The sequence below is a fragment of the Streptomyces sp. P6-2-1 genome (assembly GCF_050613165.1).
Lineage (GTDB): Bacteria > Actinomycetota > Actinomycetes > Streptomycetales > Streptomycetaceae > Streptomyces.
Window position 1 is genome coordinate 6556721 of record NZ_CP192513.1, and the last position, 14561, is coordinate 6571281.

Genomic DNA, 14561 nt, shown 5'->3' on the forward strand with positions numbered 1-14561 from the left:
GGGAACCTCGGCGACGTCTGCGCCCAGCGACCGCGAGTGGTGGGGTGGAGGGGAGTCGGCGTCGCCGCGCCGGACCCGGTGGCGTCCCGCCGGGGCGCCCGTACCGTGCGCCGGGAGGGCCGCGACGATCAGCGCCGGGCCAGGCGGGTATCAGCCGCTCGCACGGCCGTCCCCGGCAGCGGCGGGAGGCCCGTCACGCTGCCTTCGGCCGAAGAGGCGGCTTGGGAGACGGAGCGCAGGCGCGACAACCGCCCGATCGGGTCGGGTTCCCTCGGCGCCCGGGAGCCGTCCGCCGAGGGGCCCCGTGGCGTACGAATACGAGCGCTCGACGAGCAGGCGATCCCGGGCTCCGCCGCGTCGGCGCAGCGATGCGACGGGGACAGGTGAGCACCCTGGTCCGCGAACGGTCCGTACCGCAACAGCCCGCTCTTCCCCGTACGTCCCGCCCCCCCCGAAGCCAGGCGTCGCGGAGAGCGGAAGGAAGGGCACGGAGCCCGGTCAGGCGCTCTGCTCGGCGGACGGCCGTTCGGCGGCTCCGCCCACGAGGCCGGCCGACGGCTGCGGCTCCTCCGGACGGACCAGCAGAAGCTCGGTGCCACCGGCCCGGATGCCCTCGGCGGCGGCCTCCGCCAGGTCCTCGTCGGTGATGACGACGTCGAACGAGGTGAGGGGGGCGACACGGTACTTGCCGAAGGTGCCGTACTTCGAGGAACCCGCCACGAGCACGGAGCCGCCCGCGCACTCCATCGCGGCCAGCTTGACCTCCACCTTGAGTTCGGAAGGAGTGGTCACGCCCCGCAGCAGGTCCCAGGAGCTGGTGCTGATGAAGGCCAGATCGAGGGCGAGCTGACGCAGGGTCCGGGCGGCGAGGCGGCCGACGCTGGAGCGGTTCGCGGGCTCGACCCTGCCTCCGACATGGATGACGTCGATGTGCGGGGAGTCCATGAGGAGACCGGCGGTGGTGAAGTCGTTGGTCACCACCGTGAGCGAAGCGCGACGCGCGAGAAGCGGCACCATCGCCGACAGGGTGGTGCCGGCGTCCAGGTAGACGGTCATCCCGTCCTGGACGAGTTCGGCGGCACGGGCCGACATGGCCTGCTTCTGCGGTCGCTCGACGGTGGTCTTGGCCCGGTAGCTGGGCTCGGTCTGCACCGGGCTGGCGATCCGGACCCCGCCGGGGACCGAGAACACGAGCCCCTGACGCTCCAGTTCCGCGATGTCGCGGCGGACCGTCATGTGGGAGACACCGAAGAGCTGGGTGATCTGCTGGACGCTGAGGACACCCTCCCGGCGCAGGTGCCGCACCAGCAGTTCGCGTCGTTGATCCGGGATCAGGGACGGGGCTGCCTCTTCGGCCATGCTGTTCTTTCCTCCTGTCGTCCGGACCCGGCCTGTGCCGGTCCTGATCGATTGTGCCGCCTCGTCCGGGCTGCCGGGCCCGGACGAGGCGGCACGGGGTTCTCGCGGTGAGGGGAGGAGCCCGTCCCCGGGTCCCTCAGCCGCCCACGAAGGTGCTCAGGAGCAGGACGCCGCCCAGGCTCAGGAGCGACTGGAGGGAGAGCATGAGCGTCCAGGTGCGGAAGGTCTGCGCCACGGTCAGCTGGAAGTACTCCTTGAAGAGCCAGAAACCGGAGTCGTTGACGTGGGACAGCATCACCGCGCCGGAGGCGGTGGCGAGTACCAGGAGTTCCGGGGAGAGCCCCGGGTAGGCGCCGATGAGCGGAGCGACGATACCGGTGGCCGCCGCGACGGCGACCGTGGCGGAGCCGAGGCAGACGCGCAACAGCGCGGCGACGAGCCAGGCCAGGACGAGCGGCGGGATCGACCAGTGGACCGCGTAGTCGGAGATGAGCTTGTCGATGCCGGTGGCGGTGAGCATGGCCTTGAGGCCGCCGCCCGCGCCCAGGATGAGCACGATTCCGCCGACCGGTCCCAGCCCCTTGCCCGCCATCTTCTGGAGCTGGCCCAGGCCGAAGCCGGAGCGCAGGCCCAGCGCGAAGAAGGCGAAGATCACCGCGACCAGCAGCGAGATCACCGAGGAGTCGCACGCCTCGAAGAACGCGTACGGAGCGGTGCCCTCGCGGGTGTTGGAGGTCCCGACGGTGCCTATCAGCATGAGTACGGGGGGCAGCAGCACGGTGACCAGTGCGAGCGGGAACGAGGCCGGCCGACGACGGTTCTCCGGCGCCGGGTCCGGCTCCGGCACCGGGCCCCTGTCCAGGTCCGGGGCCGGGCCGAACCAGCGACCGGCGACCTTGGTGAGCAACGGACCGCTGACGACGGCGATCGGGATGCCGATGATCAGGCCGTACATGATCGTCAGCCCGGTGCTCGCGTGGTACGCGGAGACGGCGAGCGTGGGGGAGGGGTGCGGGGGCAGCAGCCCGTGCGAGATGTAGAGCCCGGCCGCCATCGGCAGCCCGACGTACAGCAGGTGGCTCCTGGTCCGCTTGGCGACCGCGTACACCAGCGGTACGAGCATGACGAAGCTGACGTCGAACAGGTGCGGCATCCCGATCAGCAGGGCAGCGGCGGTGATCGCCGTGGGCACCCACTTCACGGGGCGGGAGCCGATGAAGGCGGTGGCGATGCGGTCGGCACCGCCGGAACCGAGCAGGATGCCGCCCAGGATGGTGCCGAGCCCGATGGTGGGGCCCGTGCTCTTGAGCGCGTCCCCGAACCCGTCCTGGAAGTGCCCGACGGTGTCGGCGGGGCCGATACCGGCCGCGAGCCCGAGCCCCAGCGCGGAGAGCATCAGCGCGAGGAAGGGGTGCAGCTTGGCCTTGGTGATCAGCAGGATGAGGACGACGACGGCCGCCGCCCCGAGAAGGAGGTGTTGCAGATCCGTGCTCATGGCAGTGCCACCGTGGTCGTCGTGCCGGTGCGCGTGGACCGGGCGGCCAGTCCCTCGGTCCAGGCGGTGAGAAGTTCCGTCTCGGGGTCCGCGAGGTCCGCGATGGCGATCAGCTCACCGGCCCGCACGTCCCTCGCGAGAGTGGTGTGGGCGGCGAGGTAGAGGGGGGCGACACCGGCGGGAGCGTCCTCGTCCCGCAGCAGGACCGCCCGCACCCCTGCGACGTCGTGGTGGTGCCCGCCCATGTCCAGGACGGTGCCGGCGGGCAGGTCGCGCCGGGCACGCCCCGCGAGGACGGCGTGGGCCCGCGGGTCGGTGCCGCCGGAGGGGCGGTGGTGCAGGACGGCCGAGAGGAGCGATACGGGGGTCTCGACGCCCATGAGGTGGTACGGCAGGTAGATCGCCGCGTACCGGCCGTCACGGCTGAGCACGTGGCCCTTGCCCCGCAGCGTCTCCCAGGTCTCGGGGTCGGTGGTGCGCACCACCACGAACACGCCACCGGCGAAGGACGCCTCGCCCGGCAGCCGCAGCGCCCGGAAGACGTCGACGGCACCGGGGCGGGCCAGGACTCCGCCGTCCTCGCGCGGCGCGTAGATGTCGGCCAGTTCCGCGATGCGCGCCACGGGGTAGTGCAGCAGCTCCGTGTCGGGACGGAAGCCGGTGCTGGTGGCGACGACCGCCATCTCGCAGTAGTCGGCGGTCGCGCCGACCGGCAGCGCGGACACGGCCTCCGCGCGCGCCGCCAGCGTGGCGGGCACGTCCTCGCCCAGCTCCAGCAGGCCGTTCAGCCCGGGGGCCGCCACGGTGGTGTCGAGCTGGGTGACGGTCCCGGCCGAGGGGTCCAGTACGAGGTCGTACTCGCTCGACTTGCCCACGGCCACGATGTCCAGGCCGAGCAGCTCGGCCCAGGTGATCAGGCCGATCAGGTTGGCCGGCTGATCCCCGTCCGCCGTCGTGTAGATGACGCCGTTCTCCTCGGCCAGGTCCGCGAGCCTGAGCCCCGCGACCGAGTCGACCTCCTTGCTGACCATCGCGACGTGGCGCTTCGACGCCAGTGCCGCGCGCGCCATGCCGAAGCCGTGCGCCGGACTCCCGGTCGCCTCCACCAGGATGTCCCACTCACCGGCACCGAGGAGCGCTCCGTCCGCGACGAGGGCGATGGCACCCTCGCGACCCGCCGCTGCGACCTCGGCCTCGTCCGCGCACACCCGCAGCGTGTCCCGCGCGTAGCCCAGCCCGGTCAGCATGTCCCGCAGCCGCGCCACCTCCCGGTCGCACAACACGGCGGGGACCAGCCGGTCGACACGAAGGGTCTGGGACAGCAGTGTCCTCGCGAAGCCGCCACCGGCACCGGACAGTGCGTAGCGCACGGTCCGGTCGCTGCCGTCGGCGAACAGATGGCGCAGGTTCATAGGGATTCTCCTCGATGTTCGCGCTCGTACACGGCGTAGTCGGCGCGGAGCGCGATGGCTCTGCCCCCTGTGGCCCCTGGGCACGACCACGTCAGGCAAGGACGGGCGTTCGCGGGCGTCACAGACGAGCTGATGAACAACATGTATCAAGAGATCCCATGAACGTAAAGACTGGTAACATATTTTCACATCACGCCTTCTGGGTGTCTCTCCTGATGAAGAGGCGCCCCGGAACAGCCCGTGCCCGCCCACGCAAGGAGCCCCGATGCCGACCCTCGGAGCCATCGCCGACGACTTCACCGGAGCGACGGACCTCGCCACCACGCTGGTGGCGCGCGGCTTCCGGACGGTGGTGGCGGTCGGTCCCGCGCCCCTCGTCCCGTCCCCCGCGGGCGGTGGGGAGGACGCGGTCGCCCGCGCGGTGCGGGAAGCGGACGCCGTGGTGGTGGCCCTCAAATCGCGTTCGGCCCCCGTCGCCGAGGCCGTGGCGGACTCGCTGGCCGCCTGGAAGGGCCTGCGGGCCGCCGGGTGCGCACGCTTCTACTTCAAATACTGCTCCACCTTCGACTCGACACCCCGGGGAAACATCGGTCCTGTGACGGACGCCCTCCTCGACGCCCTCGGGGCGGAGGGGCCCACCGTCGTCGTCCCGTCCTTCCCTGCCACGGGACGCACCGTGGCGGCCGGGCTCCTGTACGTCCACGACGAACTCCTTGAGCACAGCCCGATGAGGCACCACCCGCTCACCCCCATGCGGGACTCCGACGTGGCCCGCCTCCTGCGGCCGCAGACCCGCCGTCCCGTCGCCCTGGCCGCACTGGACACGGTCCGGGAGGGCCCGGCGGCCCTGCGGGCCGCCCTGGCCGCGCCTGAGCTGTCCGGCGCGCTCGTCGTGGTCGACGCCGTCACCGAGGAGGATCTGGGCACGATCGCCGCGGCGACCGCTGATGCCCCGCTGGTCACCGGCGCCGCAGGTCTCGCCGTCGGGCTCCGGGGCCCGCGGGCCACCGCCGGGACGGCGGGACCCGAACCGGACACGGCGAGAGCCCCGGCCGCCTCCCGGCCGGGCGACCCGGCGGTGATCCTCTCCGGGAGCGCCAGCTCGGCGACCCGGGCGCAGGTGGCCCACGCACGCGCCAGGCTGCCGTACCGCAAGCTCGACCTGGACGCGCTGCGCGGCGACTTCGACGCGGCCGTGGCGGACCTCGTCGCCTTCGCCCGGTCCTGCTGGGAGGAGTCCACCGAACGGCCGCCCCTGATCTACGCGGTGGACGACCTGGCGGACCTGGAGACGGGCGCCGGTGACACGGGACCCGAAGGCATCCCCGCCTCCGCGCTGGTGGAGAAGACGCTCGCCGCCTGCGCGGAGCGCCTCGTCGGCGCGGGCGCGCGCAGAGTCCTGGTGGCCGGCGGCGAGACCTCGGGCGCGGTGGTGACCGCCCTGTCGGTGCGCGCCCTGTCGATCGGGGCGCCGATCGCCCCCGGTGTCACCTGGGCCAGCGCGCGCAGCCGCGTGGACGGCCGGGAGCACGACGTGGACCTGGCCCTGAAGTCGGGCAACTTCGGCAGCGCCGAGATCTTCACAGAAGCATGGAGCACCCTCGTATGACGTCCCAGCGGGCCGCGCTCGCGGCGGCAGGCGCCCACCTCGCGGCACTCGGGCTGAGCCCGGGTTCCTCCGGCAACCTCAGCGTCCGGGAAGGGGACCGCGTCTACATCACCCCCACGGGCACCGACCTGTCGCTGATCGACCCCGAGGCCCTCGCCGTCCTCGATCTGGACGGCGCTCTGATCTCGGGCCCCCGCCCCTCGAAGGAGTTCCCGCTCCACACGGCCTTCTACCGGCGCGACGCGCGGGCCCGGGCCGTGGTGCACCTCCACTCCCGGCAGGCGACCGGGGTCTCCTGCCTCGAACCCTGGTCGGACAAGAGCGCCCTGCCGCCCCTGACCCCCTACTTCGTGATGCGCGTGGGCCAGACACCGCTGCTGCCCTACGCCCCTCCCGGGGACCGTGAGCAGGCCGAGCGGATGCGGCGACTGCCCTTCCCCTTCCGTGCGGCGCTGCTCCAGAACCACGGTCCCGTCGTGGCGGGCACGAGTGTGCGGGCAGCCGTCGAGACGGTCGTGGAACTGGAGGAGACCGCCGGGCTCCTCCTCTCGCTGGGCACGCGCGCCGCACGCGCGCTGACCGCGGGGGAGGCCGGGGAACTGGCCCGCCGCTACGGGTCGCCCTGGGAGAGCTGAGGACGGACGTGCCCCGGGGACGGGGCGCCTTGGCTCCGGGACGCGGACCCGTACGAGCACACGTGTGCCCCGGACCGCGGCGCGTGCTCCTCGCGCCGCCGGGCGCACGTGCGCCGGGGGCACCCGCGCCTCACGCCGCGCCACGCCGGCCCCGGCGCGGCACCCTGACACCGCCGCGCCACGCCGGCCCCGGCACGGCGCCCGTGACACCGCCCCGCTCGCCGATCACCGCTCCGGCCCGCCCGACGGGCACCGACGGCGGTGCGGAACAAGGGAGTTGGGGCCTCCGTGACGGCGGGGGTATGGCGCGCGGGCCGCGGATGGGGCACCGTGAGGACGCCGCGTCCGGCAGGCCCGGGCGGCGGTGCGACGCGCAGCGGAAGGGGGAGTCGTCGTGCTGATCGGTGTCGTGCGGGAGGCGGGGGCGGGGGAGGACCGGGTCGCGGCCACACCCGAATCCGTCACCCGGCTGCGGGAGTTGGGCTACGAGGTGGTGGTCGAGCCCGGGGCGGGGGAGCGGGCGGGGTTCGCCGACGAGGCCTACGCGGAGGCGGGCGCCCGCACCGGGGCGGCGCACGCGGCCGATGTCGTACTCGCCGTGCGGACACCGCCGTTGGACAGGCTGCGCCCCGGGGCGACACTCGTCGGCCTCCTCGACCCCGCGCACGCGCCCGAGCGCCTCACGGAACTCGCCCGACGCGGGATCACCGCGCTCGCGATGGAGGCGGTGCCCCGTATCTCCCGCGCGCAGTCGCTCGACGTGCTCTCCTCGATGGCGAACATCGCCGGGTACCGGGCCGTCGTCGAGGCGGCGCACGCGCTCGGGCGGCTCTTCGGCGGGCAGGTCACCGCGGCGGGCAAGACGCCGCCCGCGACCGTGCTCGTGGCGGGAGCGGGGGTCGCTGGTCTCGCGGCGATCGGCACGGCGGGCGCCCTGGGCGCCGTCGTACGGGCCACCGACCCGCGCCCCGAGGTCGCCGAGCAGGTCCGCTCGCTCGGGGCCGAGTACCTGCCCGTCGCCCCGCCGGGCGAGGAGGGGACGGCGACCGGGTACGCGCGCGAGATGGGCGCGGACTACCGGGCGAGGGAAGCCGAGTTGTACGCGCGCGAGTGCGCCCGGGCCGATGTCGTCATCACGACCGCGCTCGTCCCCGGACGGCCCGCGCCCCGGCTCGTCACCGCGGAGACGGTGGCCGCCATGAAGCCGGGCAGCGTCATCGTGGACATGGCGGCGGCGAGCGGCGGCAACGTGGCAGGCACCGTGCCGGGCGAGCGCGTGGTGACCCCCGGGGGCGTCGTGATCCTCGGGTACACCGACCTCGCGGGCCGCCTCCCCGCGCAGGCGTCGCGGCTCTACGCCAACAACCTCGTCGCCCTCCTCACCCTCCTCACACCGGACAGGGACGGCACGCTCGTCCTCGACACGGACGACATCGTGCAGCGCTCCGTCGCCGTGGTCCGCGCGGGCGAGGTGCACTGGCCGCCGCCCCCCGTCCCCGTATCGGCGAAACCCGTGGCGGCCGGGCCGGCGGAAGCAGCCGTCCCCGCTCCCGCGCCACCGCCCCGGCGCGCGCGCCGTTACGGCCTGGCGGGTCTCGCCGCCGCGCTGCTCGTGCTCGCCGGGGCCGCCGCGCCGCCCGCGTTCCTCGGCCACCTGACCGTCTTCGCGCTCGCCGTCGTCGTCGGCTTCTACGTCATCGGCAATGTCCACCACGCGCTGCACACCCCGCTCATGTCGGTCACCAACGCGATATCGGGGATCGTCGTCGTGGGCGCGGTGCTCCAGATCGGGCACGGAGACACCGCCGTCACGGTGCTCTCGGCCCTCGCGATCCTGCTCGCCTGCGTCAACATCTTCGGTGGCTTCGCCGTCACCCGCCGGATGCTGGCCATGTTCTTCGGGAGCGGGTCATGACCGTCGCGACCGCCGCGCAGGGCGCCTACATCGTCGCCGCGCTCCTCTTCGTCCTCGCCCTCGCCGGGCTCTCGAAGCACGAGACGGCCCGTGCCGGGAACGGGTTCGGCATGGCGGGCATGGCGCTGGCCCTCCTCGCCACCGTGGCGCTGGCCGTGGACCGCGACATCGAGGCGAGTGGTACGGGGCTCCTCGTGGCCGCCGCCGCGCTCGGTGCGCTTTTCGGGCTGCGCAAGGCGCGCGCGGTCGGGATGACGGCCATGCCCGAACTCATCGCGCTGCTGCACAGTTTCGTCGGTCTCGCCGCCGTCCTCGTGGGCTGGAACGGGCACCTCCAGGTCGAGGCGCACCCGGGCGGGGCCGAGGCGCGGGCCCTGAGCGCGCTCGGGACGCTCGGCATCCACCACGCCGAGGTGCTCATCGGCGTGAGTGTCGGGGCCGTGACCGTCACGGGGTCCCTCGTCGCCTTCCTGAAGCTCTCGGCCCGTATCGCCTCGGCGCCCCTCGCGCTGCCCGGCAAGAACGCGTACAACCTCGGTTCCCTGCTCGTCCTGCTCGGTCTCATCGCCTGGTACGTGGCCGATCCCCGCCTCGCCGTCCTGATCGCGGCGACCGCGCTCGCCCTGCTGCTCGGCTGGCACCTCGTCGCCTCGATCGGCGGCGGGGACATGCCCGTCGTCGTCTCCATGCTCAACAGCTACTCGGGCTGGGCAGCGGCCGCCTCCGGCTTCCTCCTGGAGAACGACCTCCTCATCATCACGGGCGCCCTCGTCGGCTCCTCGGGCGCCTACCTCTCGTACGTCATGTGCAAGGCCATGAACCGCTCCTTCCTCTCCGTCATCGCGGGCGGCTTCGGGGCACCCGCGGTGGGCGGCGCGCCGGCGGAGCACGGCGAGCACCGCGAGATCCGGGCAGCCGACGCGGCCGCGCTCCTGCGCGCCGCGGAGTCCGTGATCATCACGCCCGGCTACGGCATGGCCGTCGCGCAGGCGCAGTACGGCGTGGCCGCGCTGACCGAGCGGCTGCGCGAGCGCGGTGTCCGCGTCCGGTACGGGGTGCACCCCGTGGCGGGCCGCCTGCCGGGGCACATGAACGTGCTCCTCGCCGAGGCCAAGGTGCCCTATGACGTCGTCCTCGACCTCGACGAGATCAACCCCGACTTCGCCGAGACCTCCGTCGTCCTCGTCATCGGCGCGAACGACACGGTCAACCCGGCCGCCGACGAACCCGACAGCCCGCTCGCCGGCATGCCCGTCCTGCGCGTGTGGGAGGCCGGGCAGGTCATCGTCTTCAAACGGTCGATGGCCTCCGGCTACGCGGGCGTGCAGAATCCGCTCTTCTTCCGTGAGAACACGGCCATGCTCTTCGGGGACGCGAAGGAAGGGGTCGACGGCATCCTCCGGGAGCTGTGAGCCCTCGGGACCCGCGCCCGCGCGCCCGCCCGCCCGGCCGCGCGGCGGCCCTGACGGCCTGCCGGGCGGCCAAGGAGCGCGGCCGTTGCCCGTACCCGCCGAAAGCTTCCTCCGTCCCGTACCGGGGTCCGGTGGGGGCAGGTGTTCGCGCCGCCGCCGGCGTGCCGCTCCGTAGCGCCGAAGGACGAGGGCGGGGCGGGGGCGAGGAGCGGACGGGCATGAACTCCGCGACCCGCGGCCTGCCGGTCACGTCGTCCTGGATGTGGTCCCCGGTTACCTTTTCCTCCCTCAGGCACAGAAAAGTGCCCTCTAGCGTCGGTGCGGGAGGAACTGGAAGCATGTGAATCCGCCGCACGGGCCGCGATCGGCCGCCGTCGGGCGGGAAGCGGAACTTCCGCGGCGGAGCTGTACGGCTGTCGTACGGTCACGGCGACACGGGCAGCGCGGAAGCAGCCGCACGGTCCCGACGAGCGACGAGCGACGAGCGACAGCCCACCCGTCACCACCATGAGAGGCCAGGCACCATGCCGAAGTTCACGTCACTCAGCTGGGAACCCAGCGAGCGCTGGGTGCGCGGGGTCAGGGGGTCCGTCACGGTTGTGGACAGCAAGCACCCGGTGCTCGTGCGGGACCCCGACAAGTACGCCCCGCTGTACGCCTTCCCGAAGGAGGACGTGCGGACGGATCTGCTCAAGCCGGGTGCCGCGCCCCCGGACGGAGCCACCGACCCCGGCAAGCAGTTCTACGACCTGCACATCGACGGTGTCGTCGTTCCGCACGCGGCCTGGTCCTATCCCGAGAGCGAGCTGGAGGAGCACATCGCCTTCGACTGGTTCCTGCGCGACGGGGTGCTGGACCACTGGTACGAGGAGGACGAGGAAATCTTCGTCACCCCTCGCGACCCGCAGCACCGGGTCGACGCGCTGCGCAGTTCCCGCGATGTGGTGGTGCGGATCGACGGAACCGTCGTGGCCGAGTCGAACCGCCCCGTGGTGCTCTTCGAGACCGGGCACGCGACGTGCTTCTACCTGCCCCCCGAGGACGTCCGAATGGAGCTGTTCACGCCCACGGACTCCCGAACAGGGTGCCCCTACAAGGGCTTCGCCTCCTACTGGACGTTCAACCCGGAAGGGGGCGGGGAGCCCAGGACCGATGTCGCCTGGAGCTACGAGGACCCGACCGGGGAGAGCGCGGCCATCAAAGGATATCTCTGCTTCTACACGACTGTCGCGGAATACATCGTCGACGGGGTGAAAGTGTGACCGTCCCTTTCTGATCCATATTTCCCTCCCCCCGGGCCCCGGCCGCCGTTCACCGAACGGCGGCCGGGGCTTTTGCATTGCTCCGGCCCGGGGGTGAGGATGCTGCACACGGCGCGCACGGGGAACCCCTAACCGACCCCTATCGTGTGCACCCCACACGTGCCGGTTCCCTGCGCAGGCTCGGTCGGCCCACAAGTTCCGCTTTCAAACGGCCACATGACGCCATTCTCACCAAAAGCATCAGGCCACAATGGGCTGTGCGTGTGATTCACGTCACAAATATGAGAGGTGTTCGGGCTCGGAGTCCTTGATTTCGGCTGAGGAAGGCGCAGGTCACGCACCGCCTGAGGGGGCGCCTCGTGAGCCGGGTGTCCGGGTTTAAACAAGATCATGAACGATTGACGCTGTGGTCAGCGCGACACTTTAATCCTGGGAGGCCAAGGCGCATCGACCGAAGCGTCTGACCTCGTATTCGACGTCTGCGCAGGTTTCACCCGCAACTCTCACGCTTTCCACTCGCGGCATTGTCTCAGGGGGATGTTCAATGACGACGACGAAGGTAGCGCCTTTGCGTTCGAGCGTGCCATCGGCCGGGCCGCCCTACCTTTCTCATGAACGACGTACCCAACTCAACACCCTGCATGATCTGTTCGCCGACTCAATGGCCGGGCACAGCCGGATCTGCTTCGTCAGCGGGCCGCTCGGCAGCGGCAAGACCGAACTGCTGCGCGCCTTCGCCGCCCAGGCCGCGGCGACCGGTGCCCTGCACGTCGAGGCCACCGGCTCCCACTCCGAGCGCCGACTGCCCCTCGGCATACTGGAACAGCTCATACGCAGCGGAATCCGCTCCGGCGTGGACCCGGAGCCGTTCGACGACCTGTTGCGGAACACGCACCTGCTGTCCGGCGACCCCGTCCATTCCGACGTCGCCCGTGTGCTGCACCGCACCTGTCTGGCCCTGGGCGAACTGGTGGAGGGCGCGGAGAACGGCCTGATCGTGTCGGTCGACGACGCCGACTTCGCCGACGCCGAATCCATCCGCTGCCTGTCCCTGCTGGCGCGGCGGATGCACGGAGGACGCCTGTTCATCGTGCTCTCCGCGTCCGGCGACCACGCGGCCGCCGAATCGCTCCTGGCCGAGAAGATGCCCAGCGGCTCGTTCCAGCACCGCGTTCATCTCCCGCCGCTGGCCCTCCAGGACACGGAATCCTTCCTGGCGCAGCAGCTCGGCCCGGAGGCGGCACGGCGGCTGGCACCGGAGTGCCACGAACTGAGCGGCGGCAACCCCTGCCTCCTGAACGGCCTCGCCGAGGACAACCGGGGCGCGGACGAGAACGGGCCCGCGCGGCCGGCCGTCGGGACCGGGTACCGGCAGGCGGTGCTCAGCTGCCTGCACCACGGCGGTGAGGAAACCCTCGCGATCGCACGGGAAGTCGCCCTCCTCGGCAGCAGCGCCGACCACCTGCGGCCCGGCGCGCTGACGGGAGTGGGCTCGCGCGCCGCCCGCCGTGCCGTCACGTTGCTGGAGTCGTCCGGCATCCTCGTGGACGGCGACTTCCGCCATCCCCAGGCCCGCGCCGCCGCCCTCCTCGGGCTGAGCAGCGTCAACTGCGCCCATCTGCACAGCCGGGCCGCGGATCTCCTCTTCCGCATGGGCGCGCCGATCATGTCGGTGGCGCACCACCTGCTGGCGGCCGAGCGACCCGCCCCCCGGTTCGGCGTGCCCGTGTTGCAGCAGGCGGCCGAAATGGCACTGGCCGAGCACCGGGTCTCCCTCGCCCTGGACTGCCTGCGGCTCGCGCTGCGCACGGAGACCGGCAGGCGGCAGGACGCCCTGACCTCCTCCCTGCTCGCGCGGGCCGAGTGGCGTACGGACCCGGCGGTGGCGCTGCGCCGGGTGCCCACGACCAGCCCGGACGCGCGCGGAGGAACGGCGGCGCACCAGAACGCGTACACGATGCGGACGCTGCTCTGGTTCGGCAAAGCCTCCGCCGCCACGGAAGCGCTCGAAGCCCTGGAGGCCGCGGGGACCCCGCACGCCCCCAACACGGCCGCCCAGATCGCCGCGAGCCGGATGTGGCTGGAGATCTGCTACCCGGAGACCCGCGAAGCCACCGCCCGCCCGGCGGGCGGCGAGGACTGCCCGGGGTACGGCACGTCGGCCAGCGGACACCTGCACGCTGCCGCCCTGCTGACCAGCGCGCTGCGCGAGGGCCCCGGCCCCCGGCTCGTCGAACTGGCCGAGAGCCTCCTTCTCAGGTACCGGTTCTCGGAGGGCAACTTCGGGATCGTCCTGGCGGGTCTGACCACCTTGGTCCTGTGCGACCGCCTGCTCGACGCCGAGCGCTGGACCGCCGAGCTGGGGCCCGAGATCGAGGCCGCCAACTCCCCGACATGGCTGGCGCAGTTGACGGCCCTGCGGGCGGAGATCTCGCTGCGCAGGAACCAGCTGCCGAGTGCCGTCCAGCAGGCACGGCGGGCCCTGACCATCATCCCCTACGACAGCTGGGGCGTGGTCGTGGGGCTGCCGCTGAGCACCCTTATCCAGGCACACGCCGCCCTGGGCACCGATCACGAGGAGATCCTCGCGGAATGCCTCAAGGGCCCGTGGCCGGACACGATCTGCCAGACCCCCGCCGGGCTGCTCGTCCTGTACGCACGGGCACGCGCCCACCTCATGGCGGGGCACCAGAACGTCGCGCTCGACGGCTTCAGGACCGTGGGCCAGATGGCCGTGCAGGCGGGCATCGACATCCCGGCACTCCTGCCCTGGCGGGGCGACGCCGCACGCGCCCTGCTCAGCCTGGGCCAGGTCGCCGAGGCACGCGAGCTGGCAGCTGCCCAGCTCGCCCGCTGCGCACCGGGACAGCCCCGCGTACGCGCACAGACATTGCGCGTCCTCGCGATGGCGTCGCCGCCCCTGGAGCGGCCGCGGCTTCTCGAACAAGCGCTGACCGCCCTCCGGAGCGCCGGAGATCCCCGGCAGCTTCCCCACCCCCTCTACGGAGCGATCCGTCCCGCGCCCGCGCCGCAGGGGCCGCCCGCCCCGTCCACAAGCGACCCGCACCTCCCGAGGCGAGCGGCGGCCAGCGGACGATCGCGGCGGACGAGGAGCAGCAGGACGGCACCACGCTCAGCCAGGCGGAGCTGCGCGTCGCCGAACTGGCCGCCCGCGGCTACAGCAACCGGCAGATCGCGGGGCGGCTCTTCGTGACGATCAGCACCGTGGAGCAGCACCTCACGCGGGTGTACCGCAAACTCCAGGTGAAGCGCCGCACGGAGCTGGCTCAATTGCTGCCGGTCGACACGGCCGGCTCCTCGTAGGGGCGCCCGCGACTGAGGGGCACCCGACGGCCGGTCCCGGCCGCGGCCCCTCAGCGGCGGCCCCCGTACCCCTACGACCCCCGATCGCACCCCTATTCTCCTTCCGCGCGCCCCAGTTGTTCTTGTTCCGCCCGGACG

At 72.6% G+C, this 14561-nt stretch carries 10 protein-coding genes; 7 read left to right on the forward strand and 3 right to left on the reverse strand.

The window, feature by feature from the left end:
* Positions 1-498 precede the first annotated feature (498 nt).
* From ACQYWQ_RS27680 to ACQYWQ_RS27690, 3 genes are all read right to left on the reverse strand, one after another.
* Positions 499-1359 (reverse strand): DeoR/GlpR family DNA-binding transcription regulator, encoded by an 861-nt coding sequence (locus ACQYWQ_RS27680; protein ID WP_431038401.1) that lies wholly within the window; start codon positions 1357-1359, stop codon positions 499-501.
* A gap of 136 nt (positions 1360-1495) precedes the next feature.
* Positions 1496-2854, reverse strand: coding sequence for a gluconate:H+ symporter (locus tag ACQYWQ_RS27685; protein ID WP_431038403.1), 1359 nt, complete (start codon positions 2852-2854; stop codon positions 1496-1498).
* Entirely contained in the window at positions 2851-4266 is a 1416-nt protein-coding gene (locus ACQYWQ_RS27690) for a homoserine dehydrogenase (protein ID WP_431038404.1), read from the reverse strand. The genes ACQYWQ_RS27685 and ACQYWQ_RS27690 overlap by 4 nt, the downstream gene beginning before the upstream one ends.
* Before the next feature lie 265 nt (positions 4267-4531).
* Between ACQYWQ_RS27690 and otnK the strand changes: the two genes are divergently transcribed.
* The 7 genes from otnK to ACQYWQ_RS27725 all read left to right on the forward strand — a co-directional run bounded on the left by otnK (position 4532) and on the right by ACQYWQ_RS27725 (position 14423).
* Entirely contained in the window at positions 4532-5875 is a 1344-nt protein-coding gene (gene otnK / locus ACQYWQ_RS27695; protein WP_431038406.1) for a 3-oxo-tetronate kinase, read from the forward strand.
* The gene (locus ACQYWQ_RS27700; RefSeq protein WP_431038408.1) at positions 5872-6510 is read left to right on the forward strand and encodes a class II aldolase/adducin family protein; all 639 of its coding nucleotides are present in this window, start codon (positions 5872-5874) and stop codon (positions 6508-6510) included. The genes otnK and ACQYWQ_RS27700 overlap by 4 nt, the downstream gene beginning before the upstream one ends.
* A 394-nt stretch (positions 6511-6904) precedes the next feature.
* Complete coding sequence (locus tag ACQYWQ_RS27705; protein ID WP_431038410.1) at positions 6905-8425, forward strand: Re/Si-specific NAD(P)(+) transhydrogenase subunit alpha; 1521 nt, start codon at positions 6905-6907, stop codon at positions 8423-8425.
* Positions 8422-9837, forward strand: coding sequence for an NAD(P)(+) transhydrogenase (Re/Si-specific) subunit beta (locus ACQYWQ_RS27710; RefSeq protein ID WP_431038411.1), 1416 nt, complete (start codon positions 8422-8424; stop codon positions 9835-9837). Before ACQYWQ_RS27705 ends, ACQYWQ_RS27710 begins: the two co-directional genes overlap by 4 nt.
* A gap of 524 nt (positions 9838-10361) precedes the next feature.
* A complete protein-coding gene (locus ACQYWQ_RS27715; protein ID WP_431038413.1) occupies positions 10362-11099 on the forward strand; it encodes a DUF427 domain-containing protein in 738 nt (245 codons plus the stop codon).
* Between the two features lie 544 nt (positions 11100-11643).
* The gene (locus ACQYWQ_RS27720) at positions 11644-14313 is read left to right on the forward strand and encodes an AAA family ATPase (protein ID WP_431038414.1); all 2670 of its coding nucleotides are present in this window, start codon (positions 11644-11646) and stop codon (positions 14311-14313) included.
* Positions 14262-14423 carry a helix-turn-helix domain-containing protein gene (locus tag ACQYWQ_RS27725; protein ID WP_431039379.1) on the forward strand — a complete coding sequence of 54 codons (162 nt, stop codon included), beginning with the start codon at positions 14262-14264 and terminating at the stop codon, positions 14421-14423. Before ACQYWQ_RS27720 ends, ACQYWQ_RS27725 begins: the two co-directional genes overlap by 52 nt.
* Positions 14424-14561: the final 138 nt, after the last annotated feature.